Annotated in this window: 20 protein-coding genes; 16 read left to right on the forward strand and 4 right to left on the reverse strand. The window is 64.2% G+C overall.

Features of this window, described 5'->3' with window-relative positions; translation table 11 throughout:
- Positions 1 to 58 precede the first annotated feature (58 nt).
- A complete protein-coding gene (locus EA473_RS06110) occupies positions 59 to 1,030 on the reverse strand; it encodes a radical SAM protein (RefSeq protein ID WP_124194782.1) in 972 nt (323 codons plus the stop codon).
- A 257-nt stretch (positions 1,031 to 1,287) separates the two neighbouring features.
- Between EA473_RS06110 and EA473_RS06115 the strand changes: the two genes are divergently transcribed.
- The 11 genes from EA473_RS06115 to EA473_RS06165 all read left to right on the forward strand — a co-directional run bounded on the left by EA473_RS06115 (position 1,288) and on the right by EA473_RS06165 (position 15,332).
- On the forward strand, positions 1,288 to 2,784 hold the full coding sequence (locus tag EA473_RS06115; protein ID WP_165875214.1) for an ABC transporter substrate-binding protein: 1,497 nt from the start codon (positions 1,288 to 1,290) through the stop codon (positions 2,782 to 2,784).
- Positions 2,785 to 2,789: 5 nt separating this feature from the next.
- Complete coding sequence (nikB, locus tag EA473_RS06120) at positions 2,790 to 3,731, forward strand: nickel ABC transporter permease (RefSeq protein WP_124194784.1); 942 nt, start codon at positions 2,790 to 2,792, stop codon at positions 3,729 to 3,731.
- The gene (gene nikC / locus EA473_RS06125) at positions 3,728 to 4,606 is read left to right on the forward strand and encodes a nickel transporter permease (protein WP_124194785.1); all 879 of its coding nucleotides are present in this window, start codon (positions 3,728 to 3,730) and stop codon (positions 4,604 to 4,606) included. The genes nikB (EA473_RS06120) and nikC (EA473_RS06125) overlap by 4 nt, the downstream gene beginning before the upstream one ends.
- Positions 4,603 to 6,303, forward strand: a complete 1,701-nt coding sequence (locus EA473_RS06130; protein WP_124194786.1) for an ABC transporter ATP-binding protein — start codon at positions 4,603 to 4,605, stop codon at positions 6,301 to 6,303. The genes nikC (EA473_RS06125) and EA473_RS06130 overlap by 4 nt, the downstream gene beginning before the upstream one ends.
- Entirely contained in the window at positions 6,281 to 7,108 is an 828-nt protein-coding gene (locus tag EA473_RS06135; protein ID WP_124194787.1) for an NAD(P)/FAD-dependent oxidoreductase, read from the forward strand. The genes EA473_RS06130 and EA473_RS06135 overlap by 23 nt, the downstream gene beginning before the upstream one ends.
- Before the next feature lie 315 nt (positions 7,109 to 7,423).
- The gene (locus EA473_RS06140; RefSeq protein WP_124194788.1) at positions 7,424 to 8,167 is read left to right on the forward strand and encodes an ATP-binding protein; all 744 of its coding nucleotides are present in this window, start codon (positions 7,424 to 7,426) and stop codon (positions 8,165 to 8,167) included.
- A 50-nt stretch (positions 8,168 to 8,217) separates the two neighbouring features.
- Complete coding sequence (locus EA473_RS06145) at positions 8,218 to 9,489, forward strand: FAD/NAD(P)-binding protein (RefSeq protein WP_124194789.1); 1,272 nt, start codon at positions 8,218 to 8,220, stop codon at positions 9,487 to 9,489.
- A 145-nt stretch (positions 9,490 to 9,634) separates the two neighbouring features.
- Complete coding sequence (locus EA473_RS06150; protein ID WP_165875215.1) at positions 9,635 to 11,215, forward strand: ABC transporter substrate-binding protein; 1,581 nt, start codon at positions 9,635 to 9,637, stop codon at positions 11,213 to 11,215.
- An 80-nt stretch (positions 11,216 to 11,295) separates the two neighbouring features.
- Positions 11,296 to 12,246: a nickel ABC transporter permease gene (gene nikB, locus EA473_RS06155; RefSeq protein ID WP_124194791.1), complete on the forward strand. Its 951-nt coding sequence runs from the start codon at positions 11,296 to 11,298 to the stop codon at positions 12,244 to 12,246.
- A gap of 41 nt (positions 12,247 to 12,287) precedes the next feature.
- On the forward strand, positions 12,288 to 13,145 hold the full coding sequence (gene nikC, locus EA473_RS06160) for a nickel transporter permease (protein ID WP_243645205.1): 858 nt from the start codon (positions 12,288 to 12,290) through the stop codon (positions 13,143 to 13,145).
- A gap of 3 nt (positions 13,146 to 13,148) precedes the next feature.
- The gene (locus EA473_RS06165) at positions 13,149 to 15,332 is read left to right on the forward strand and encodes a dipeptide ABC transporter ATP-binding protein (protein ID WP_124194793.1); all 2,184 of its coding nucleotides are present in this window, start codon (positions 13,149 to 13,151) and stop codon (positions 15,330 to 15,332) included.
- 43 nt (positions 15,333 to 15,375) lie between these two features.
- Here EA473_RS06165 and EA473_RS06170 read toward each other — a convergent pair whose 3' ends face one another.
- Entirely contained in the window at positions 15,376 to 16,902 is a 1,527-nt protein-coding gene (locus EA473_RS06170; protein WP_124194794.1) for an ABC transporter substrate-binding protein, read from the reverse strand.
- Positions 16,903 to 16,988: 86 nt separating this feature from the next.
- On the opposite strand from EA473_RS06170, the gene EA473_RS06175 reads away from it, so the two are divergent.
- Positions 16,989 to 18,482, forward strand: a complete 1,494-nt coding sequence (locus tag EA473_RS06175; protein WP_124194795.1) for an ABC transporter substrate-binding protein — start codon at positions 16,989 to 16,991, stop codon at positions 18,480 to 18,482.
- 197 nt (positions 18,483 to 18,679) lie between these two features.
- On the opposite strand, the gene EA473_RS06180 is transcribed toward EA473_RS06175, so the two are convergent.
- Complete coding sequence (locus EA473_RS06180; protein ID WP_124194796.1) at positions 18,680 to 19,942, reverse strand: FAD/NAD(P)-binding protein; 1,263 nt, start codon at positions 19,940 to 19,942, stop codon at positions 18,680 to 18,682.
- Between the two features lie 262 nt (positions 19,943 to 20,204).
- Here EA473_RS06180 and EA473_RS06185 point away from each other — a divergent pair, with 262 nt between their 5' ends.
- From EA473_RS06185 to EA473_RS06200, 4 genes are all read left to right on the forward strand, one after another.
- A complete protein-coding gene (locus EA473_RS06185) occupies positions 20,205 to 20,462 on the forward strand; it encodes a hypothetical protein (RefSeq protein ID WP_124194797.1) in 258 nt (85 codons plus the stop codon).
- The gene (locus EA473_RS06190; protein ID WP_124194798.1) at positions 20,459 to 20,656 is read left to right on the forward strand and encodes a 30S ribosomal protein S14; all 198 of its coding nucleotides are present in this window, start codon (positions 20,459 to 20,461) and stop codon (positions 20,654 to 20,656) included. The genes EA473_RS06185 and EA473_RS06190 overlap by 4 nt, the downstream gene beginning before the upstream one ends.
- Positions 20,657 to 20,837: 181 nt before the next feature.
- On the forward strand, positions 20,838 to 22,151 hold the full coding sequence (locus tag EA473_RS06195; RefSeq protein ID WP_124194799.1) for a DUF418 domain-containing protein: 1,314 nt from the start codon (positions 20,838 to 20,840) through the stop codon (positions 22,149 to 22,151).
- 108 nt (positions 22,152 to 22,259) lie between these two features.
- The gene (locus EA473_RS06200; RefSeq protein ID WP_124194800.1) at positions 22,260 to 22,556 is read left to right on the forward strand and encodes a GYD domain-containing protein; all 297 of its coding nucleotides are present in this window, start codon (positions 22,260 to 22,262) and stop codon (positions 22,554 to 22,556) included.
- A gap of 418 nt (positions 22,557 to 22,974) precedes the next feature.
- Here EA473_RS06200 and EA473_RS06205 read toward each other — a convergent pair whose 3' ends face one another.
- Positions 22,975 to 23,985, reverse strand: a complete 1,011-nt coding sequence (locus EA473_RS06205) for a beta-ribofuranosylaminobenzene 5'-phosphate synthase family protein (protein ID WP_124194801.1) — start codon at positions 23,983 to 23,985, stop codon at positions 22,975 to 22,977.
- Positions 23,986 to 24,007 lie beyond the last annotated feature (22 nt).

The following is a 24,007-nucleotide window of genomic DNA, read 5'->3' on the forward strand; positions in this document are numbered from 1 at the left end:
ATTTGAGACGCCTGGGTGATAATGGTGATCACGGTTCGCTCGATCAGCCCCTCGTCGCTCAAAACAGCCCCAGCGAGCCACCGCGTTCGAGCATCGATTGGTCGAGGTAGAGGTTCTCGAGGCCGATATCTCGCGCGTGGTCGACCACTTCCCGGTACTCGGCTTCGGTTATCGGCCGGCCGATCTCCTCGTAGAATGCCTCCGTTCTGGCCTTGTAGTAGGGCTGGTACTGGGCCATCACGTCGACGAACGTCTCCTCCGAAATCTCGTCGGCAACGAACTCGAGCACTCGCTTCGCGCTCTCGACGTGGTTTGGCATGACCAGGTGGCGTACGAGCAGCCCCCCGGTCGCGAGCCCGGTGTCGTCGATCTCGAGGTCGCCGACCTGGTGGTGCATCTCCCGTAGCGAGTCGGTGACGTTCGACCAGTAGCCGGGTGCCTTCGAGTACTTCGCCGCCGCGGCGTCGTCGCCCCATTTGACGTCGGGCATGTAGATGTCGACGATTCCCGCCAACCGCTCGAGGATCTCGACGCGCTCGTAGCCGCCGCAGTTCCAGACGATCGGTAACTCGAGACCGCGATCCCGTGCGATCTTGACCGCTTCGACCAGATGCGGTGAGTGGTGAGTCGGCGAGACGAAGTTGACGTTGTGACAGCCCCGCGCCTCGAGTTCCAGGGCCATTTCGGCGATTTCAGCGGCCGTTGCGGGTTCGCCTTCGGCCTCGTGGCTGGTTTCGAAGTTCTGGCAGAAGACGCACTTCATGTTACAGTTCGCGAGGAAGATCGTGCCGCTCCCGTTGTGGCCCTTCAGAGGTTCTTCCTCGCCGAAGTGGGGGAAGTACGTGGAGACGTACGCGGTGTCGTCGACCTGGCAGGTGCCGACGTCCCCTGCCGTCCGATCGACGCCACAATCGTAGGCACAGAGGTCACAGTCTGCGTACCGGCTCCGGAGGTCGTCGACCCGCCGTTCGAACTCGTCGTCCTCGAGTTCACGGTAGTTCGGGGTGGTCGCTGGGGTCCCGGTGCTCATGTCGAACCCTATGGCGGTCTCCGAACAAACGTGTGTCGCGAAATATCATACGAGACGACAGTCGTATCACCCACGCGTTTTGCAGATGCATCGGCGTGTACCGACACCGATAGTATTTCGGAAGTTATTACCCTATGAGACGGAATTCGTATTATTTATTAATATATGGAGATAGGTTAGCAACAGGAGCCAGTATATCTTAGATGATCCATCGACCAACGACCGGAGTTTACGGAGACGAGTCGGACGCTGCCTCGATGTCCCGTCGACAGCTGATTTCGGGGGTAGCCGGTGCTGGAATTGCCTCGATTGCCGGGTGTCTCTCGGCACGCGACACAGCGGATGAGACGGTCCGCATCAGCTTGGGGAGCGAACCAACCGAGGGTGACTGGGAGGCCTACGGAGGCGTCGTTCCCTACCACACGCCGTTTCACGAAACACTGACGGCCGCTCCCCCGGACCTCCAAACTGTCGAGCCCCAACTCGCAAGCGACTGGGAGGCGTTCGACGAGACGACGTGGCGGTTTTCCCTGCAGGACGACGTGACCTTTCACGACGGCAGCGAGTTGACCGCGTCGCTCGCGGCCGATGCGCTGTCGGCGATCCTCGAGGCTCGCCCCATCGGCTTCACCCGCCTCACGCCGGACAGTTTCAGGGCCGTCGACGAGTACGAACTCGAGATCGAGACGACACAGCCGGAGCCGGCGACCCCCGGAAACCTCGCGCATCCGCTGATGAGCCTGCAACACCCCGAGGCGGACGAGCCGGTCGGGACCGGCCCGTACGTCGCGGAAGGCGTCACTCCCGACCAGCCCGTCGAGGCAGTCCGGTTCGACGAGTATCGGGAAACGGTCCCGGAACCGAGTCTCGTCTTCGAAGGTGTCTCCGACCCCCAAACGCGGTCGCTACGTCTCGAGTCGGGCGAGACCGACGTCGCGCTCGACCTCCCGCGAGGGAGTTACGAGGAACTCGCCGCGAACGACGACCTCGAGGTCCGGACCGAAACCGAGCCGCGAACCGGGATGGTGATGGTAAACCGCTACCGGGAGGCGACGAGCGATCGGGATCTCAGAAAGGCTCTGCAGTACGGGGTCGACCAGCAGGAACTCGTCGCGGAGGTGCTCGACGGGGTCGGTGAACCGGCACGGTCGCCGTTCTCGAAGCGGATACCGTGGTCGGCTCACGACGAACTGTCAGCGCACACGGATACGGACCGGGCGCGGGAGTACCTCGAGGCGTCGGCGTACGACGGGGAGGAGCTCCGGTTCATCATCGATGGGAACCAGTCCGAGCAACAACTCATCGCACAGGAGATGCAACGCCGGTACGACGAACTCGGGATCGACGTCGCGATCGAACAGGTCGAGTCGGCGGCGTTTTTCTCCGAGTACACCGGCGGCGAGGCGGATCTCGCGTTCGTCGAACTCGGCTCGATAAACGGCGCAGCCGACTACCTCGTGTTCGTGATGTACCACTCCGAAGGTGGAGACAACGCTGACCAGTACGAAAGCGAGGGAACCGGCGTCGTCAACCCCGGCGAGGAGGTCGACGAACTCATCGAACGGGGAGACACGGCCTTCGACGAGGACGTCAAACACGAGGCCTACCGCGAGGTGCAACGGCGTGTGATGGACGATGGAGTGACGATTCCAATCTACTACAAAGAGTACGTCATCGGAACCGGCGCGGACGTCGACGGTCCCGAGCTTCACGCGATTCCGCACATGACCGACTGGACCACGCTCACGACGTAACGGACATGTACCGGTACCTGTTGAAACGCTTCGCGAGTTCGGTCGTCGTCCTCGGTGCGGTGAGTCTCGTCACCTACGCGCTGGTGACGGTCGCGCCCGGCGACCCCGCGGAGACGATCCTCCGCGAGCAACTTCACTCCCAACCGTCCGACGAGCAGGTCGCCCAGTTTCGCGCCGAACACGGCCTCGACGAACCGTTTCACGTACAGTACGTCAGCTGGCTCGGTGACGCCGTCACCGGCGATCTCGGTCAGTCGTACTTTCACGGCCGGACGGTTCACGAGCTGATCGCGGCTCACCTCCCGGCGACGATAGAACTCGCCGTCGCCGCCACGGTCGTCGCGGTAGCCATCTCCGTTCCGGCGGGTATCGCCAGCGCGGTGTATCGGCGAACCCCCCTCGATTACGTCAGTCAGGCCGGAGCGCTCTTCGGCGTCTCGGTTCCCAACTTCTGGCTGGGATACCTGTTGATACTCGTGATCGCGGTTCCGTTCAGCGCCGTTCCGACGTCCGGAGCAGGAAGCGTTACCCAGCTCGTCCTGCCGGCGGTGACGCTGGGGACCGGACTGGCCGCAGTCATCACCCGGCTGTTGCGTGCGTCGCTGCTCGAGACGCTCGAGGAGCCGTACGTCCGAACGGCGCGATCGAAGGGGTTGCGCGAGCGGGTCGTCATCTGTCGACACGCGCTGCGCAGCGCCCTCATCCCGGTCGTCACCGTCGTCGGCCTCCAGTTCGCGTACGTGCTGAACGGCGCGGTCATCGTCGAGGTCGTCTTCGATCGGCCGGGGCTGGGATCCCTCCTGGTCGACGCGGTCTTCGCGCGGGACTTCCCGGTCGTCCAGGGCGTGGTGATGGTGACCGCCGTCCTGTTCGTGGTGACGAACCTCCTCGTCGACCTCTCGTATCGGTACCTCGATCCGCGCATCGATCTGGAGGCGAGCGCATGAGCGCGATCGACGATCCGGGTCGTGTCGAACCCGTCGCACGGGCGAGCGTCCGGAGGGCGCTCCGACGCAATCCCGCGAGCCTGGCCGGCGGGATCGTCGTCGCGGTCGTCGCGATCGTCGCCGTCGTCGGTCCGGCGCTGGTCGGCGATCCGAACGCCGGAGCCCTGTCGAATCGGCTCCAGCCGCCGTCGGCGGCCCACCCGTTCGGAACGGACCCCCTCGGCCGCGACGTCCTGACGAGGCTGGTCCACGGCGCCAGAATCACCCTCGCCGTCGCCGTAGCGATCACCCTCGTCAGGCTCGTCATCGGCTTCGTCGTCGGACTGGTGGCCGGGCTGTTCGGCGGACTCGTCGACGAGGCGTTGATGCGCGTGGTCGACTTCCTCCTCGCGTTTCCCGGCATCGTCCTGGCGCTCGTCATCGCCGGCGTCCTCGGACCGAGCCTCCGAAACGTCCTGCTGGCGCTGGCGGTCGTCGGCTGGGGCAGCTACGCTCGCGTCGTCAGGAGTTCGGTCCTGTCCGTCCGCGAGGAGCCGTTCGTCGACGCCGCGAAGCTCGCGGGGATCTCCCGCGTGCGACTGGTCTGGACCCACTTCGTGCCGAACGTCGCCGGCCCCGTGGTGGTGCTCGCGACGCTCGATCTCGGCGGCGTCGTCCTCGCCGCAGCCGGCCTCTCCTTTCTCGGGCTGGGCGCGCAGCCGCCGACACCGGAGTGGGGTGCGATGGTCGCCGACGGCGCCGACTACCTTCGATCGGCGCCGTGGCTGGTCAACGTTCCGGGGATCGCGATCGCCGCCCTCGTCGTCGGGTTCAACCTGCTCGGCGACGGACTCCGCGACGCGCTCGATACGGATCCGACGGAGGTGAACCGATGACGACCGCCGGACACGGCTCGGCCGCGATCGAGCGTCGCGACGAACGGACGACGGTCGCCGTCGAGAACCTCACCGTCCGCTACGGGGAAACGGCTGCCGTTCGAAACGCCTCGTTGTTCCTCGAGCGGGGCGAACTCGTCGGTCTCGTGGGAGAATCCGGTGCCGGAAAGTCGACGCTCGGGCTCGCGCTCGTCGGCCTCGGCGGTGCGGCGTCGGGATCGATTCGAATCGGCGACACGGAACTGATCGGCGCCGACGAGCGGACGCGCCGACGGATCCGCAGACGACGGGTCGGACTCGCGTTCCAGAGCGCCGACGACGCCCTCCACCCCGCGTACACCCTCGGCGAGCAGATCGTCGAGAGCATCGACGGGACACGACGGCGGTGGCGGCGACGACACGAATCGCGCGTGAATCGTCTGCTCGAGGACGTCGGGCTCGACCCGGCGTTCGCGGATCGGTACCCCCACGAGTGTTCGGGCGGGCAGAACCAGCGCGCGCTGCTGGCGGTCGCTCTCGCCGGCGACCCCGACGTCCTGGTGCTCGACGAGCCCACGAGTTCCCTCGACGCGGTTACCCAGGCGCACGTGCTGGAGACCCTCGAGCGAGTGATGGGCGAACGCGATCTCGCCGTCCTGTTGATCACCCACGACCTCGACGTCGTCGAGCACTGCTGCGATCGAACCGTCGTCATGCGCGAGGGCGAACTCGTCGACCGGGGTGCAACCGATCGGTTGCTCTCGAACCCGACGCATCCGTACACCTCGACGCTCGTCGACGCTCGTCGGTCGACCCCGCGGGCCGTCGACGGCGGGACGTCGTCGGCCCCGGACGCCGACGACGCGGTCGTCGCCGAACTCGAGACCGTGACCAAGCGCTACCGCGAGGGGTCGTTCGTCGCCGCCCTCCTCGGGCGCGAACCGACGACGGACGCGCTCGTCGATGCGTCGGTCGCCGTTCGCGAGGGCGAGTGCGTCGCCCTCGTCGGTCGCTCCGGCGCCGGCAAGACGACGGCCGCCCGGCTGATCGCCGGGCTCGAGGCCCCTTCCGCTGGATCGGTTCGGATACGCGGCGAACCCGTCGGTCCGGTCGCGGAGCGACGACCGGCACAACGGGCGGCGGTCGGCTACGTCTTCCAGTCGCCACGATCGAGTCTCGATCCGCGACGAACCGTCGCCGAGAGCGTCGCCGAACCACTCGAGGGGGCCGGCTGGAACCCAGCGCGTCGCGACCGACGGGTCGGCGAACTGCTCGAGCACGTGGGCCTCGAGGGGTACGGCGACCGATATCCGCGAGAACTGTCCGGCGGCGAGGCACAACGGATCGCCGTGGCTCGCGCGCTCGCGCTGGAGCCGGATCTGCTGGTGCTCGACGAGGCGACGAGCGCGCTCGATACGGTGACGACCCACCGTCTCTGCTCGCTGTTCGAACGGCTCGGCCGACGGAACGGCCGGTCGATGCTCGTCGTGACGCACGACTTCGATATCGCGAGACGGCTGGCCGACCGAACGCTCGTTCTCGCCGACGGTCGGGTCGTCGACGAGGGTCCGACGAGCGAACTGCTCTCCGAACCGACGCACGCCGAGACGCGAACGCTGATCGACGCGACGCTCGGCGGGTCGTCCGCCGACTCCCGGACGAAGACCACCGCCGACACACGGACACACACGACACATGCCACCGACGAATCCGACTGAACCGACTGGGACCGACACACGATCGACGGACGAAACGAACTGTACCGCACCGGAATCGGCGCGAGAAACGGCGAACGAGCCCGCGATCGATCCGCCGGCCGACGAGGGCTATCACGCCGTCGTGATCGGCGGCGGACCCGCCGGGTGTGCGGCGAGTCTGTTCTGCGCTCGCGCTGGCCTGCAAACGCTGCAACTCGAGAACGGACGCTCGACGCTCCAGAAGTGCGCCTACGTCGAAAACTACCTCGGCTTTCCGCCGGGAATCGCACCGCGGGAGCTCCTCGAGCTCATGGGCGAACACGTCGCACGGACCGAGTGTCTCGTCCGATCGGCGACCGTCGAGACGGTTCGACGGTGCGAGGACGGGTTCGAGGTGTTCGTCGACGGGGAGCGAATCCCCACCCGGACGGTTCTCGCCGCGTCGTGGTCGAAAAGCGACTACCTCGAGGAACTCGGGGTCGAAACCGAGCAGGAGGAAGGCGGGCCCGTTTACGAGATTGTCACCGATTCGGAGGGCCGGACGAACGTCGAGGGACTCTACGCCGCCGGTCGGATTACCGGCACCCCCCATCAGGCCCTCGTGAGCGCCGGCGACGGGGCTCGAGTCGCGCTGAACCTGATCTCCGAACTGATCCCGCCGTTTTACAACGACTGGGTCGCTCCGGCGGGCTACTACGAAGGATACGATAAGGAGATTCCGGTCGGCGTCGAGGAGATTTCACACGAGGAACGCCGTTCGCGCGAGGAGCACGGCCGCGCGTGGATGCGGGAGTGGTTCGACGACGAAGTCTACAGTAGCCACTGAACGTCACTGCACACCCGATCGCATGACGAGGGCGCGGTTCGGAGTGCACGCGGTTCGGAGCGAACGGAGTGAGCGAGAACCGCGGAATGGCGAGCGGGGAGGAACGACCCGCGAGTGAGTGTAACGAACGAGAACCGCGATATGGCGAGCGGGGAACGAAGTGACCCGTGAGTTATGCGATCGGTGTGTAAACCGTTTCAGTTGTTACTATAGCCCGCGCTCGCTCACCGGCACCTCGTGTTTTTAGAGTGATATTAAAAAGCAAACCAGTAATAGTAATTTTGATTATCTTAGAGATATCAGTTAGTACTAGCTGTGTCCACGACGTCAACGGAGACCGAAGTTACCGAGAGCGAGCCCGAGTCTGGAACGCGTCACGTCGCATTCGTCGGCGATGCGGGTGCTGGAAAGACGACGATCGCCGCCCTCGTCGCCGCTAGACTGTCCGAGCGAACGCGCGTACACGTCACCGGCGAGGCGGCCCAGTTAGTGAACGATCGCGACGAGGGCACCGACGGCGCGCTCGGACTCGAGTGGACGGTCGACGACTGTCCGCCGGACGCCGAGGCGATCGGTGCGCGAGCCGAACGGCTGGACGCGGCGTTTATCGTCGCGACGCCGGAAACGCTCGAGAGCGTCGCGAGGTACGAGCGCCGCGCGAACCGACACGACGTCGACTGTTTCCTCGTTGTCAACCGGTTTCGCGAGTCGGAGAGGGATCGACTTCGGACGTTCGACGGACCGGAGCTCGCGGAATATTTCTACGACGACGAGGCCGTCTCGACGGCGACCGCAGCCGATCGCGTCCCGTCGCTTTCGGAGTGGACCGTCGAAGCGATACTCATCGAGGCGCTCCAGCCCGAGCGACAGCCCGCCGAGCGTGCGCTCGAGGCGCTCGAGTGCGGCGAACGCTCGATCGTCAACGTCGAAGTCACGGAGCGAGCCGACGTCGACTCGGTCGTCGACTCGTTCGAAACTGCCGGATTTCACGCGGCCTACTTCGAGTGTAACTGCAAGTGTCACGACGGACACGTGCTGGCGCGCCGACGGCTGGCGTGAACGGTCGATGACGGCCGCATCACCTCGAGTCGGGCGAGATTCCCCCATCGATGGGTCGTAGGACGGGGACTGGCGAGACGGCTACAGACGCGCTCGTCACGATCGTCGGCGGAGGCGTTCACGGCGTCCACCTGGCCGTTCGCCTGCTAAAGCGCGGCCTGGTGGATCGGAGCGAGTTGCGTATCGTCGACCCCCCTGGACTCCTCGAGTCGTTTCGCCGGAAGTGTCGCCAGTGCGGAATGGTCGAGTTCAGATCACCGTTCGTCCATCACGTCGGCACCGACCCGTTCTCGCTTCGTAATTTCGCCCGAACGCACGGGCGCGAGGACGAACTTCGTTCGACGACGGTGGGCGCAGAGCGACCGACGGCGTCGCTGTTTTTCGATCACGCCGGGCGACTCTGCGATCGGTACGATCTCGAGTCGATCCGGTTGGACGCTCGAGTCACGGATCTCGTCGATCGTCACAACTGCGTCGAGATCGAGACGACCGACGGACCCGTCAGCTCCCGGTGGTGTCTCCTCGCCGTCGGGTACGGCCGTTCGGTTGCGTACCCGGAGTGGGCGACGGAGCTCGTCTCGACGGATTCGGTGAGCCACGTCTGGGAGGGGTTCGACCCCGACGCGGTCGACGAAACGGCGAGCGTCGGCATCGTCGGCGGCGGAATCACCGCCGCACAGCTCGCGACGACGCTCGCTCAGCCGGGACGCGACGTGGTTCTGTTCGCCCGCAGCCCGTTTCGCGTGGAGACGCTCGAGGCGAGCACCGACTGGATGCACTTCTCGGGGGTTACCGAGCGGCTCCACGCACACCCACCGGCGTCGCGCGCTCGGGCGGAGTTGGTCGCCGAGGCTCGGTACGACGGAACGATTCCCCCGTACGCGTTTCGCCGACTGAAGCGGGCGCTCGAGCGCGAGCGGGTCGAACTCGAGCGCTCGGAGATCGCGGTCGCGACCGAAGCCGGCGGAACGGTCGTCGTCACCTGTCGCGACGGCAGCGCGTTCTGCCTCGACGAACTGATCTGTGCGACGGGGTTCGGATCGCCGTACGACGGAGCGCTGTTCCGTCAGCTACGGCGAAAATCGACGCTGCAGGCGGGCTATCGCGGAGCGCCCAGTCTGGACGACGACACGCTCCGGTGGGTGCGCGACGACGGAACTCCATCGCGGATCGCGGTTTCGGGCGTCGCCGCCCAGCAGGTTCTCGGCCCGTTCGCTCGGAACGTGATCGGTGCGAGACGTGCCGGGGAGCTGATCGTCGGCTTCCTCGAGTCCGAACTTGACGGCGAGAAGCGTCGAGTCGATCGATACACCCGGACTTGATCGACTCACGCCGGGCCGTCTCAGACGGTGGCTATTCGGTGTGTGCAGAGCCGGACGGCGAGCGGCAGGTCGACAGTGTGGCCCATATTAACTCGACAAGATAGGATAACAACACTTATTAAATTACGATTTATTTCTAATAACTGTGGTAAGACCAAACCGATCGGCCGCTACCGACGAGTCGTCACGTACAGCCCTTTCCCGCAGGAGACTGACGCAACTCGCCGCTGGGGGAGCGATTGCCGGGCTCGCGGGCTGTACTGCGTTCACCGATAGCGGCGAGGACGAGGTCGTCCGCGTTGCGTCGCGAAACACCATCTCGTCGGTCGATCCGCTCAACAACGGAACGATCCTCCAGCGGATCGGCCTCACCGAGTGTCTCGTCAGGGTCGACTTCGAGGCCGAACTCGCACCCGCCCTTGCAGAATCCTGGTCGGTCGCCGACGACGACGTCACCTGGACGTTTTCGCTCCGGAACGACGCCACGTTCCACGACGGGACCCACTTCGACGCCGAGGCGGCGATTCCATCGCTGGAGCGAGCGTTCACCTCGAGTTCGCTCGCTGACGTCCCGTTCGAAACCGTGCGGGCAACGGACGAGTACGAACTCGAAATCGTAACGGAGGAACCGTTCGCACCGCTGCCAGCGTACGCCGCGATGCGCGAAGCTGCGATCCTGGGCCCGGATTCGTACGAGGACGGGGACGTCGTGACGCCCCACGCGACGGGCCCGTTTCAGTTCGACGAATTGGTTCCGGAAGAAGAGATCGCACTCAGCCGATTCGACGACTACCACGGCACCGTTCCCGCGGTGGAAGGAGTCGTCTACGATTCGATCCCGGACAACCAAACTCGCGCGCTGGCCGTCGAGAACGGCGACGCCGAAATGGGCCGGGTCCTCCCGTCCTCGGCGATCGATCGATTCGATGATCGGGACGACGTCAGGGTCGACGTCTACGAGATCCCACGGATGCGCTGTGCCCAGTTCAACACCAGATTTGCCCCGTTTGACGACGAACGAGTGAGGCAGGCCGCCAGCTTCGCGATCGATCGGGAGAGTATCGCTAACGACCTTCTCGAAGGGATCGCCGACACCGCCGTCGGTCCCTACCCCTCCGTCGTCGAGTGGGAGGCCGACGACCTCGAGCCCTACGAGCACGACCTCGAGCAGGCGCGCTCCCTGCTCGCCGACGCCGGGTGGGAAGCGACCGAAGACGGAGTCCGACGTCGCGACGGTGAACCCCTCGAGATCCGGGTCGTAACCTATCCGAACCGGCCGGCGTTGCCGGATATCGCGACAGTGCTCCAGGACCAACTCGGTGAGGTGGGTTTCGACGTCGACGTCGAGGTCATCGAAGTGTCGGCGATTCACGAGCGCGCAGCCGAAGCGGCAGACGTCGTCATCTGGTCGGCGAACGTCTACGGCTGGCCTGCCGACCCGGATCGTCTCCACTACGTCTATCACTCCACCGAGGGTGGGCTCCACCACGGCTACGACAACGAGCGCGTCGACGAACTGCTCGAGGAGGGCCGCCGTGCCGTCGGCGACCCGGAGCGCCGGAAGGAACTGTACGATGAAGTCCAGCGGATTACGATGGAGGAGGTTCCGATCACCTACCTCACGTACTACGAGATGATCGTCGCACAGACGACCGATCTGGAGGGGTACGATCAGCATCCGACCGAGTACGGGTTCCATCTCGAGAACGTCGACCTGGATCGATGAGCGGAGGATATTGGGTGTACGATAGTTGGTCTCGAACGAGTGAACGCAGCCACTGGCCGACGGGGTGACGCCGGATACTCATGATTTCAGCCGAGTATCTGGCCTACCGGATCGGTACCTCGACAGCCGTACTGGCCTGCGTCTCGGTGCTCACCTTCGGCATGATGTATCTCACGCCGGGTGATCCGGCCCGGGCAGTCCTCTATCACCAGACCGGCCAGCAGCCATCGGCCGAAGCCGTCGCCGCCTTCCGTGCTGAACACGGCTTCGACGATCCGTTCCCGATCAGATACTGGCACTGGATCACCGACGTCGTCCAGCGGGATCTCGGCGAGTCCTATCGCACCGGCCGCCCGGTATCGACGATGATCGTCGACGCCCTCCCCGCAACGATCGAACTCGCGATTGCCGCGATGGCCGTTGCACTCGTCATCGCGATCCCGACCGGCGTCGCCAGTGCCGTTTACAGAGGGACGTGGATCGACCAGGCCAGTCAACTGTTTGCCCTCGTCGGCGTTTCGATGCCGAACTTCTGGCTCGGCTACCTCCTGATTATCGTCTTTGCGCTCCACCTCGGGCTCGCACCCGTTTCCGGGACCGGCGGGCTCTCGCATCTGGTGTTACCGGCAATCGCGCTGGGCACCGGGATGGCCGCGATCGTTACCCGACTCGTCCGGACCTCGATGCTCGATGTTCTGGATGCAGAGTACGTCGACGCCGCCCGCGCGAAGGGGACGGCCGAACGCATCGTCGTCTATAAACACGCCCTGCGAAACGCCTTGATCCCGGTCGTGACGGTGGTCGGTCTCCAGTTCGGGTTCGTCCTGAACGGCGCCGTCGTCATCGAGATCGTCTTCCAGCGCCCGGGGCTAGGAATGATGTTGGTCGACGCGATCTTCGCGCGGGACTTCCCGGTCGTCCAGGGAGTCGTTCTCATCGTCGCCGTGCTCTTCGTGGTGACGAACTTGCTCGTCGATCTCTCGTACCGCGTGCTCGACCCACGGGTCCAGTTCGGAGGTGAGCACGCGTGAGTACAGTCGCTGGTGTGCTGAGTCGACTCGAGTCGAAGCGGCTGACGACAATCGCCCGGACGGCAGTGAGCGAACTACGGTCAAACCGGTTGACGTTGGTCGGAGCCCTCATCGTCGCCGTTCTCGGATTCGTGGCGATCGTCGGCCCGTTGATCGTTCCCTACGAGCCGGCTGCCCAAGACCTCTCGAACCGGCTGCAAGGGCCGTCGCTCGCCCATCCGCTAGGAACCGATCAGCTCGGCCGCGATGTCGCTACTCGGCTCGTTTACGGCGCACGTGTCTCGCTCGGAATCGCCATCCTCGTAACTGCCCTGCGGGTCCTCATCGGCACGACCGTCGGGATGGTCGCGGGATACGCGGGCGGCTGGGTCGACGAGTTGTTCATGCGGCTCGTGGACGTCCAGCTCGCGTTCCCGGGGCTCGTGCTGGCGCTGGTCGTCGCCGGCATCCTCGGACCGAGCCTGCGGAACGTGATGATCGCGCTGGCCGTCGTTGGGTGGACTACCTACGCACGCGTCGTGCGTGGCAGCGTCCTGACGATCAAAGAGCGGAAGTACGTCGACGTGGCTAGACTCGTCGGGACGCCCCGACTGCGCCTGTTCAGACGACACCTCCTCCCGGGCGTCGTCAATCCGGTCATCGTGATCGCGACGCTGAACCTCGGCACAGTCGTCCTCGCGACGGCTGGGCTCTCGTTTATCGGACTCGGTGCCCAACCGCCGACGCCGGAATGGGGCACGATGCTGGCCGGCGGTCGCCAGTACGTTCGATCGGCCTGGTGGATCGTCAACGCGCCGGGCGTCGCAATCATGCTCACCGTGCTCGGGTTCAACTTGCTCGGCGACGGACTTCGGGACGCTCTCGATCCGAAGCAACAAGCCCGCGTCGAGGAGGTGTGACCGATGGTATCTCGTGACACCCCATTGCTGTCGGTCGAAAATCTCGAGACCCATTTCGACACTGCTGTCGAACCGGTCCGCGCCGTCGATGGTGCAAGCTTCACCGTCGATCCAGGAGAGGTCGTCGGGCTCGTCGGCGAGAGCGGTTCCGGAAAGTCCGTCACGGCCCGCTCGATCGTGGGTCTCGAATCCCCAGGCGAGATCGTCGGCGGCTCGATCCGGTTCGACGGAACCGATCTGACCGACGTCGACGATCGGATCCGCAGGCAACACCGTGGTGATCGGATCGGCATGGTATTCCAGGATCCGACGGCGACCCTGAATCCCGTCTTCGACGTCGGCGAGCAGATCGCCGAAGCCCTCCGAATCCACGACGTCGACCGCCAGCGTCTGACGGATTTCATGCACGTTCCCTTCGTGAGCGACCGCCAGGCGTGGCGCGACCACCGCGAGCGGGCGATCGAACTGATGGAGCAGGTCGACATCGCCGATCCCGGCAGCCGCGCGGGAGACTATCCCCACGAGTTCTCCGGTGGAATGGCCCAGCGAGCGATGCTCGCGATCGCCCTGGCCGGCGACCCCGACCTGCTGATCGCCGACGAACCCACGACGGCCCTGGACACGACGACTCAGGCGACGATTCTCGAGCGACTGGACTCGCTGGCAGCGACCGGGGAGACGGCCGTCTTACTCGTCACCCACGACCTCGGGATCGTCGCCGAGCGCTGTGACCGCGTCGTCGTCCTCTACGGCGGCCAGGTGATGGAGAGCGGCCCGACCGAGCAGGTACTCACCGCGCCCGAACACCCTTACACGCGTGATCTTCTGGAGTGTCTGATCGACGACGCCGAACCACAGACCCGACTCTCGACGATCGAAGGAACGGTCCCCGATCGGTTCGACGAGATCGGTTGCCCGTTCGCCTCGCGGTGTGACTACGCGACGGCCGCGTGTCGGACGTCCGATCCCCCGATCGTCGATCCTGGACCCGACCACCGGGTCGTCTGTGGTGAACTCGAGACCGTCCCGGATGCACACGTGATGGACGGCGCGAACCGCTCTACTCGATCGGAACCGACCGATGGCCATGCCGGATCCGATCGTCCGCCTGGGAACGAACGCGAACGGCGAGTCGCCAGCGCATCGCGAACCGGCGACGGCACAGCGGCAATCCTCGCGGCCAGGAACCTCTCGAAGCGGTTCGAGACCACCGACTCGTGGGTCGACAGGCTCCGCGGAAATCGGCGGTACCTCGATGCGGTCGAGGACGTCAGCGTTTCGGTCGAGCGCGGCCAGACGCTGGGGATCGTCGGTGAGAGCGGGAGCGGAAAATCGACAGTCGTCGACATGCTCGTGGGTCTGGAAGCACCGACGAGTGGTCGAGTCGAACTCGACGGCAACCCCGTTGGAACTGTCGCCGATCGCTCCGCCGAACAACTGGCCAAGGTGGGTGTCGTCTTCCAGCACACCCGCGGCAGTATCAATCCGCGTGCGACGGTCCGAGACGTGATCGCCGAGCCACTATTCGAATCCGGCTGGGACGCCGATCGACGGACCGACCGGGTCGACGAACTACTCGAGTTGGTCGATCTCTCGCCGACACACGCCGACCGGCGTCGCCACCAGCTCTCCGGCGGGCAGCTCCAGCGGGTCGCGATCGCCCGCGCGCTCGCGCTCGAACCCGCTGTGGTGGTCCTCGACGAGCCCGTCAGCGCGCTGGACGTCTCGAACCGTGCGAAGATCCTCAATCTGCTGCTCGACCTGCAAGAACAGTTGGGCCTCACTTACGTCGTCGTCTCCCACGACCTCTCGGTCGTTGGTCACGTCGCCGACGAGGTCCTGGTGATGTATGCTGGCCAAGTGATGGAACGTGGGCCGACCGAGACCCTGTTCGACCGACCCAGTCACCCGTATACCAACGCTCTCCTCGACGCAATCCCGTCGGTCTCCGGTGATACCCCGGCGGCTTCATTACCGGGATCGGTCCCGAGCGCGGTCGATCCGCCGAGTGGCTGTCGCTTCCATATGCGCTGCCCGCTCGCCGAACCCGAGTGTCGGAGCGAGACACCATCGATGGAGGCCGTCGATGACGCACGATCTCGGTGTCACTTCGCCAGCGAGATCGCGGCCGACTCGGACGACGATTCCGAACCGCTCGAGCACATCTCACCGGACACGTTCTCGTGACGGCACTCGGGAACGCCAGCAGATTCCGATCGGGCGTCCTGGCTCACGTGGTGACGTGTTGCAGCCCGTACGTCGACTCGATCGGATGGGGGTCGTACCCCTCGACGTTCGCTGCCAGCCCGTGAACGTTCGTGTAATCGGTGAGAAACGCGATCGGTAACTCCTCGTGCGTGATCGTCTGTACCTCGTCGTACAGCCGTTTCCGTTCGTCTGGATCGAGCGTTTCTCTGGCGGTCTCGAGGAGTCGATCGACCTCCGCATTGTCGTAACCGCTGTGCATGACCTGCTCAGTCGAGTGGAAGAAATCGGCGAGGCGGTCGGGATCCGGGTACCAGAGGACCGAATTCGACCAGATGAACGCGTCGAAATCCTCGGTCTGGGTTCGCTCGGTGATTGCGCCGGTTTCCATCGTGGTCACGTCGACGTCGATCCCGACCGCTCCGAGCTGGTCCTGCAGGACGGTCGCGATCTGTGGTAATACCGGTCGGGAGGAGTAGGTCCACAGGTCGATCGAAACCGACGTTCCATCCCGTTCGCGCACGTCATCGTCGAGTTCCCAGGCAGCGTCAGAAAGCAGCGCCGTTGCGGTGTCTGGGTCGTGGTCGTACGGCTCGAGGCCCTCGTTGGCCCAGTGGGTGACCGATTCGGGAAACGGACCGCGTGCGACGTCAGTCACGCCTTCGAGCACGGTTTCGGTCAGTTCCTCGCGGTCGATCGCGTGGAGCACTGCTCGGCGAACGCGTACGTCGTCGAACGGTTCGGAGTCGACGTCGAAGACGACGTACCGCGATCGGGGGATCGGATACGTGTGTGCGGTAAGATCGTCGTCGGCTTCGAGCGTCTCGATCTGGGACGGGGAGAGGAGCCGTGCCATGTCGAGATCGCCGTTCTGGAGGTTGAGCAGACGCGTCTCGGCCTCGTGAATCCCCTCGTAGACGACGGTCTCGAGGGTGGGTTCAGTTCCGTGGTAGTCGTCGTGTTTGACCGCGGTCACGCTCGTCTCCGGCGTCCAACTGTCGAAGGCGAACGGTCCCGTAGCGATCGGTTCGACGACCTCCTCGCCGTCGATCGAGTCGGGCCGTACGATCGCCGTTTCGGGCCGGGTCAAGTGCGCCGGCAGGGGTGCAAACGGCCGTTCGAGCTCGATTTCGACCCGGTCGTCGGCCACCGGATCGACCTCCGAAATCGGCACCTCGGACAACTCCGAACTGTCGACGACGCGCCGGAGCGAGGCGGTGACGACGTCGGCGTCGAGTATCGATCCATCGTGGAAGGTGACGTCCGACTCGAGGTCGAAGGTCCACGTGATTGCGTCGTCAGTCTCCCACGAGGCCGCAAGCCCCGGCGCGACCTCGGTATCGTAGTTCGTACTGGCGAGCGTCTCGGTAATACCGATTCGTTTGAGAAACGAACCGGCAGTGAGCGGATCGAGCGAATCCGGCGTCCACGGAGAACCCACACGGAACGTGTCCGTGGTTTCGTCACTCCCGAGGCAACCAGCGATCGCCACAGTGCCAACCGTGCCCGACGCTCCGATCAGTGCCCGCCGTGAAAGCGTTCGTTTTCGCATACCACCATAGATAATAACCGACAGGTAATAAGTTCTATTAATCTATATCATTGGATTATTAATATGGGGGAGAGGATACAGTAAGTATGCACCTGAGCCGACGACAGGCCCTGACCAGTTTAGCCGGCGCTGGCGCACTCACGCTCGCAGGCTGTCTCAGCGGTAGCGACGCCGATGACACGCTCGAGGTCGCACTCCACTGGAATTATCTCGATTCCCTCGATCCGGCAGTGGATCTCGATGCGGGTATTCAACTGTTCGAACCGCTGGTCGACGTGACGGCCGATGCCAACTTCGAACCGGCACTCGCAACCAGTTGGGAACCGACAGACGATACGACGTGGACCTTCGATCTCGACTCGGAGGCGACCTTTCACGACGGCGATCCCGTGACGGCCGAGGACGTCGTCTGGTCGCTCGAGCGGTCGTTCGACGCGTCGGCGAATCTCGCGGCAGTTCCGTTCGAGTCGGTCGAGGAACTCGACGACGAGCGGGTTGCGATCAACACGACGGAGCCGTTCGCACCGATGCTGGCGTACCTGACCCGCGTCGACGCGGCGATCATCAGCCGCGCCTCGATAGAGGACGGCGACGTCGTCGAGCCGATCGGTACTGGCCCGTTCGAATTCGAGGCCTGGGAGCCGGGCGACTCGTTGACCGTGTCCCGGTTCGACGATTACCACGGCCGGGAGCCGAGCGTCGAACGCGTGGTGTACAACGTTGTGACCGACAACCAGACGCGATCGTTTCGCCTCGAGAACGGCGACGCGGAGATCGCCCACCGGCTGCCCGCATCGTCACTCGAGACACTCGAAGCCGACGACGACCTCGAGCCCCACGTCCACGAAACCTACTCCGTGCGATTTCTGGTGTTCAACACCACGTCCCCGCCGTTCGACGACCGCCGCGTCCGGCAGGCGGTCAGTTACGCGACCGATCGGTCGGCGATCGTCGACCTCCTGGAAGGAATTCCAACGGCGGCCACTGACGGTCCCATTCCCCCATCGCTCGATCGCTGGGCGGCCGGCGACGTCGATGGCTACAGTCACGACCCAGAACGAGCGGAGGCGTTGCTGGACGAATCAGACTGGGACGACGATCGGGAGGTGAAACTCTGGACGTACACGGCCCACGAGTTCGACAGGCTTGCCGAGGCGATCCAGCAGCAACTCGCGGCTGTCGGCTTCGATATCGATATCCGCGTCACGGAGTATCAGCCCCTCGGCGAGGCCAAAGAGGCCGGCGAGTTCGATTTCAGCATGGAGTCGTGGTCGTCGAACATGGGTGGCGACATCGACACGATGATACGGTACTTCCACTCTTCGGATACCGACCTCTCGAGCGGATACGACAACGAGCGGATCGACGACCTCGTCATGGAGGGGCGGCAGACGCTCGATCCGTCCGAACGTCGGGAGATATACGCCGAGATCCAGCGGACCGTCACCGAGGACGCACCGCTTTGTTATCTCACCTACAACTCCCACCTACACGGCTCCCGGGCGAGCGTCGACGGGTACGACCCGCAACCGCCGCGGAACATGGACCTGACTGGAGTCGAGTACCGTCCCCAAGACTGATATCCACCCGCGACTGGGTCGCGGGCTTTCTCTTTGATCCCGTGTCAGAGACTCGAAACCGAACGGTTCGATCCCGACGTAGCGAACGTCGATCGACGGGGTACCGTCCAGCCGAGAACACGCCCGTACCGGTCAGCCGGCGACAGCGCATCCCCGGTTGCGGATACGCCGGCACTGACTGACAGTCGTCCGCCGGATCAATCGGACACTTCCGTACCGCGGGTCGATTTGGTCGGACTGTTCGTCCCAGGACGCCGCCGTGTAATGGCGGCGGTGATCCGATCACCGGCGCGCCTGGCTCCCGGAACGTTCGGCGCGTACGGCCCGGCCGATTCGAGCGCGAGTGCCCCGGAGACGTACAGCGGAACGAAACGCCCGTCCTCACGCTCCCAGGCCAGCGTGTCGTCGTCGAGAACGGGCATCCCTCGATAGCCTCGAGACAGCTCGAGTTCGTCGGCGACTCGATCGACGAACGGGTGCTCGAACACCGGTTCGAATCCGGTCGCGAGGACGACGCGATCGGCCAGTAACTCCAGCCCGTGGTCCAGAGAGAGTCGAACCGACTCGTCTTCGGTCGTCGCCGACTCGACCGAACCCTGTGCGAGCGTGAGCGCCCCCTCGTCGATTCGCTTCTCGAGTTCGTCGTAGAGGTACGGTGGAACCGTTGCAGTGTTTCGTGCCTTCGAAATCATCTCGTACCGCTCCTTCGATCCCGGCGGGTGGACGTGGAGGTTCCGTTCGATATGCGACCAGTTGATCCACGGCGGATCCGCTTCGGACACCTCCCACTCGAGTGCGTGCCGTGAGAGCATTGCCACCGACTGCGTTTCGCTCAACTCACACGCGAGTTGGGCGGCCGTGATTCCGCCGCCGACGACGATGGTTCGATCTACAGGCGCGTCCGGGTCGAACCCCTCCCAGACGTGTTCGACCCCGTCGAGACCGGTCGCCCAGTCCGGCCAGCGATACCGACCGCCGTGTCCGATCGCCATGACGCAGTGATCGGCCTCGAGGGGACCATCGGTGGTCTCGAGCCGGAGACCCGTCCCGGCGGGGAGTTCACAAATCGCGTCGACGGCGGCCCGTCGGTGAAGCGACTCGAGGTCCTTCCGTTCGATGACGGACGCCGAGTAGTCCAGAAAGAGATCGAGGGACGGCCGCGACGGGTAGTCGACCGTCGAAACGAGTTCGTCTTCACGATCGTTCGCTTCGGCAAAGCTCTCGAGATCGAACGGCTCGGTTCCAATGTGGTGAACGAACGCCGACCGGAGGGACTCCATCCCGCAGGCGCTTGCCTTCTCACGAAACGACGCCAGCAATCGATCGCGGGGATCGACGATTAGCACGTCAGACCTGTCGAACGGTGCGTCCTCGAGGAGACGCTGGGCGAGGTACGTCCCGTGGATCCCGCCCCCGACGATGATACAGCCGAATTTCTGTGTTGAATCGCGTGTCTTCATACGAAATACGTCGCTTCGGCGTTCGAAGACAATCTCCCGAGTATAATAAAAACTTTGGATTAGATAATAATATATATTACATTGGGACTCTATGTTGGTACCGTGAGGGTGAGACGGCCATCCCCGCGACGGTCCTCCCCGGGTCACATCGGTCACTGCCTGCTCACCGACGAACCGTCGACTGGGAGGTAATCGGCGACCGGTTTCCGACGCTCGAGCCATTCGAAGAGATCGACGGGTAATCAACGAAATCTATCGAACGATGTCCACGACGTTCCAAACGGCAGTCAAGAAAAACGTTTCACGGATGCAACGCTACGGAGCCATCGACGCACTCGTCCAGGGAGACGAGACGACGAACCTCGCGATTCTCGTCCGTATGGGCGGACTCCGCGGTGAGTTCCGTCGTCACGCCCTCAACGGGTTAGCCGACTGCAACGCCGACGCGGCTCTCGAGGAACTCGGTGATGATACGACGATCGAACCGTCATTGAGACGGCGAGCGGAGGAGTTGGCGTGACAGCGCGTGAGTCGGGCGACGATTCGAACGAATCGACCGCCGCTGCCAGCGCCGACAGTTCGCGAACCGGGACCCGACACGTCTGCAGAGACACTGGTCGCGAACAGGGTCTGATCGGCAAGTACGATATCTGGCTGTGTCGACAGTCGTTTCGAGAGATGGCTCGGGATATCGGCTTTCGGAAGTACGACTGAGCGGAGAAACGAATAGTTGGTCCGGACACCGTACACGGTGATATTCCGGCTTTGAGGAGCCGTAGTCGGCCGCCTCGAGGAGCTTTCGATTCGACAGCCACTATCTGTCGGCTAGAAATACTTTCGCGCTTTTTAACTGATAGGGTGCGAGAGAGAGCACACGCAGCCTTCAGAGCCACGTATGACATCCGAATCACCCTCCACTGCTGATGGGACCACTCCGAACGCGACCGAGACGAATACGACCGATCTCGAGTCTACGGATCGGGCGGGACCGACCGATCCCGCCGACCGCATACTGAGCCTCGACGTCCTCAGGGGATTTGCCCTGCTCGGGATCCTCGTCATCAACATCTGGCTGTTCGCGCTGCCGACGATCGGCTGGCTCGATCCGACGCAGTTCGGGGATCTCTCGGGTGGGAATTACGTCGCCTGGTTCCTCAGCCACGTCTTCTTCGAGCGGAAGTTCGTCACGTTGTTTACGTTTCTGTTCGGAGCCGGTATCGTCCTGTTCGTCGAGTCGAAAGAGCGGAAGGGCCAACCCGCGCTTCGATTGCACTTCCGACGCGGGTTCTGGCTGCTCGCGATCGGACTCGGACACGCCTATCTGCTGTGGTACGGCGACATTCTGGTCGCGTACGCTCTCTGTGGATTCATCCTCGTGTTCGTGCGCAACTGGCGGCCGAAACGGCTGCTCGCGCTCGGGCTGGTCATGTTCGCGCTCCCGTCGCTAATCTACCTCGCAGCGGGGGCCGGCTACGTGATGGTAGACGCGAACGCACAGGCCGAGATCGAATCCCAGTTACTCGCGGGATACGGCGCAGAGGGGGGTGCCGTAGACGAGGAGATTGCCGCCTACCAGGGTAGCTGGTTCGACCAGATCGAACACCGCGCGTCGGTCGTCTTCATGGCACAGACGTTCGGCTTCGCGTTCGAGTCGTTCTGGCAGTTCGGAGGGCTGATGGTCGTCGGAATGGCGCTTTACAAGTGGGGCGTCCTCTCGAACGAGCGGAGCACGCAGTTCTATCGACGGCTGTTCGTCGTCGGCGCGCTGTCGGGGCTCGCGTTGATCCTCTCCGGTGTCGCCTATCGCGAACTGGTCGACTGGGAGACCGGCCGCGTGCTGTTGCTCGCCAGTCAGTTCAACTACTGGGGGGCGCTGTTGCTCGCGCTCGCGTACGTCTCGGGGATCATGCTCATCTGTCGGACTGCGGCCGGTGGATACGTCACCGATGCGCTCTCTGCCGTCGGACGAACCGCCTTCTCGAATTACCTCCTGCAAACGGTGCTCGCGACGACGATTTTTTACGGCCACGGTCTCGGCCTGTTCGCACAACTGAGTAGACTCGAGTTGCTCGGCGTGGTGGTCCTGATCTGGGCGATCCAGGTGCCGCTGTCGGTCGCCTGGCTGAACCGGTACCGATTCGGCCCCGTCGAGTGGGTCTGGCGGACGCTCACCTACGGCGAGCGCCAGCCCTTGCGACGCGAGCAATAACTGCCGACTCGAGTCCGAAGAGAACCCGGATCGACGATACGCAATATCCCACACCTCTGATCCCGCCTGTGAGTTTTATAACGACCGTCGTGGGCAGGTCGTCTTGCTATGCCAACATATGTGACTCTGTGGCAGTACACCCAGCGTGGCGCACAGACCATCAGGGAGAGTCCGAAGCGGATCGACCGGATAGAAGACCAGTTCGCCGAGATGGGCGGCGAACTGCGGGAGTTTCACATGCTGATGGGGCGGTACGATACGATCACCATCAGCGAGTTCCCCGACGACGAAACCGCCACACAGGCGATCCTCTCGGTCACCGAAGAGGGCAACGTCAGTTCGGAAACCCTCAAGGCGTTCTCGAGGGAGGCCACGCGGGATCTGATCGAGGGGATCCCGCAGTGAACTCTCGCGCGATGGAAGCGAGTCGGTTCGCGACAGTGTAATCGATCGGTCGTAGGGCTTATCGCTCGTTCGGTGGCGGTAACTCGTTGACGCGGGAACCGGGGCGGTGTCGTCTTTCGAAGGGAGTTTCGGGAAAACGGTCGCGATCGATACGTTCGACAACCCCCTGCAAAGCGGGTTTCGAGCTCGGACGGCGACTGCCGTCGGCGGTCGACTACCGGGAGTTAGTAGTCGCGGTGGGAGTGATACATAAGCTCCCACAGCGCGTCCTCGACGCTATCGTCGGTCTGTTCCTCGAGTTTTTCGTACAGGCGTTCCGAGATCGTGACTTCGGGCATCGATCGTGTGTTCGAGACCCACCTACCTAAACCTACCCTAATACGGAATCGAGTTAATCATTTCCGAACACGTCATCGTTTCAATCTGTTCGGGCTTCGGTAGTCGCTTTCCCGTGGCCTTCGGTTCGGACTCGAGCCCCGTCGATCGCGGCGCTCGAGAGGACGACGCGACCGTCGAGGTCGTGTTCGTCGAGCGCGTCTTCGGCTGCCGTCGCCGCTTCGTCGGCGTGGTTACCGTCGGTCACGCCGTAGACGACCGGCCCCCACGACGACTGACCGACACCCGAGAGGACGTGACAGGACTCGAGGGATTCGACGAGTTTGCCGGCAGGGGGTCGAAAGATCCCGCCCTGTGCGTCGGTGTACCAGCTGCCGTTTTTGTGGCCGATCTCGGCGACTGCGTCGCCGAACTCGTCGAGCCGACCCTCTGCAGCCGCCGGAAGCAGCTTCCGTGTCACGACGCCGGCGATCTCGTCGGCGACCGCGGGATCCGCCCGCTCGACGACGGCTCGCATACTCTCGTCTTCGCCCTCGCCGCTCCGACCCGGTTCAGCGTCGGGAACGACGACGAGGAATCGCCACTCCGGCGGAAGGGCGTGTCGCGAGACCACGGGCGGAACCGTCCAGTCACCTTCGGCCGGCGGTTCGGTCGTAAAGCGAGTGGTGGGGTGGCCGGCGTCGACGACGAAGCCGCCGTCTTCGAATGTTCCGACGCCGACGCCGCTACGGCCGCCCCGGCCCATCGCGGGGGCGTACTCACGGATTCGGGGGTCGACGTCGTATGCACGCGCCGTCGCGGCGAGGACCGATAGCGCGAGTTGCGTTCCGCTCCCGAGCCCGACGTGTCGTGGCAGGCGCTCATCGAGGCTGACCTCGACGCCGGGAATGGCGAGTATCTCGGTGGCCCGAGTCGCATACTCGTGGACGAGTGGGTCGTCGGTGCTGATTTCGTCCGCAGGATGGGCACTGACCGTCACTCGAGGTTCCTCGAGCCCGATTCCGATGCCGCCGTACAGTCGTCTCCTGGCGAGCGAGAGGTTCTGGAACCCGACGTGGAGGCGCGCACCCGCGCTGACGGTGACCGACGGCATTGCTATCGTCGATTGGGTCGCT

The sequence above is a fragment of the Natrarchaeobius chitinivorans genome (genome assembly GCF_003841505.1).
GTDB classification, from domain to species: domain Archaea; phylum Halobacteriota; class Halobacteria; order Halobacteriales; family Natrialbaceae; genus Natrarchaeobius; species Natrarchaeobius chitinivorans.

What these genes read in the sequence shown, in the direction of transcription:
- EA473_RS06110 (WP_124194782.1), bottom strand. Translation starts at nt 1,030, where the DNA reads ATGAGCACCGGGACCCCAGCGACCACCCCGAACTACCGTGAACTCGAG.
- EA473_RS06115 (WP_165875214.1), top strand. Translation starts at nt 1,288, where the DNA reads ATGTCCCGTCGACAGCTGATTTCGGGGGTAGCCGGTGCTGGAATTGCC.
- nikB (WP_124194784.1), top strand. Translation starts at nt 2,790, where the DNA reads ATGTACCGGTACCTGTTGAAACGCTTCGCGAGTTCGGTCGTCGTCCTC.
- nikC (WP_124194785.1), top strand. Translation starts at nt 3,728, where the DNA reads ATGAGCGCGATCGACGATCCGGGTCGTGTCGAACCCGTCGCACGGGCG.
- EA473_RS06130 (WP_124194786.1), top strand. Translation starts at nt 4,603, where the DNA reads ATGACGACCGCCGGACACGGCTCGGCCGCGATCGAGCGTCGCGACGAA.
- EA473_RS06135 (WP_124194787.1), top strand. Translation starts at nt 6,281, where the DNA reads ATGCCACCGACGAATCCGACTGAACCGACTGGGACCGACACACGATCG.
- EA473_RS06145 (WP_124194789.1), top strand. Translation starts at nt 8,218, where the DNA reads ATGGGTCGTAGGACGGGGACTGGCGAGACGGCTACAGACGCGCTCGTC.
- nikB (WP_124194791.1), top strand. Translation starts at nt 11,296, where the DNA reads ATGATTTCAGCCGAGTATCTGGCCTACCGGATCGGTACCTCGACAGCC.
- EA473_RS06165 (WP_124194793.1), top strand. Translation starts at nt 13,149, where the DNA reads ATGGTATCTCGTGACACCCCATTGCTGTCGGTCGAAAATCTCGAGACC.
- EA473_RS06170 (WP_124194794.1), bottom strand. Translation starts at nt 16,902, where the DNA reads ATGCGAAAACGAACGCTTTCACGGCGGGCACTGATCGGAGCGTCGGGC.
- EA473_RS06175 (WP_124194795.1), top strand. Translation starts at nt 16,989, where the DNA reads ATGCACCTGAGCCGACGACAGGCCCTGACCAGTTTAGCCGGCGCTGGC.
- EA473_RS06180 (WP_124194796.1), bottom strand. Translation starts at nt 19,942, where the DNA reads ATGAAGACACGCGATTCAACACAGAAATTCGGCTGTATCATCGTCGGG.
- EA473_RS06185 (WP_124194797.1), top strand. Translation starts at nt 20,205, where the DNA reads ATGTCCACGACGTTCCAAACGGCAGTCAAGAAAAACGTTTCACGGATG.
- EA473_RS06195 (WP_124194799.1), top strand. Translation starts at nt 20,838, where the DNA reads ATGACATCCGAATCACCCTCCACTGCTGATGGGACCACTCCGAACGCG.
- EA473_RS06200 (WP_124194800.1), top strand. Translation starts at nt 22,260, where the DNA reads ATGCCAACATATGTGACTCTGTGGCAGTACACCCAGCGTGGCGCACAG.
- EA473_RS06205 (WP_124194801.1), bottom strand. Translation starts at nt 23,985, where the DNA reads ATGCCGTCGGTCACCGTCAGCGCGGGTGCGCGCCTCCACGTCGGGTTC.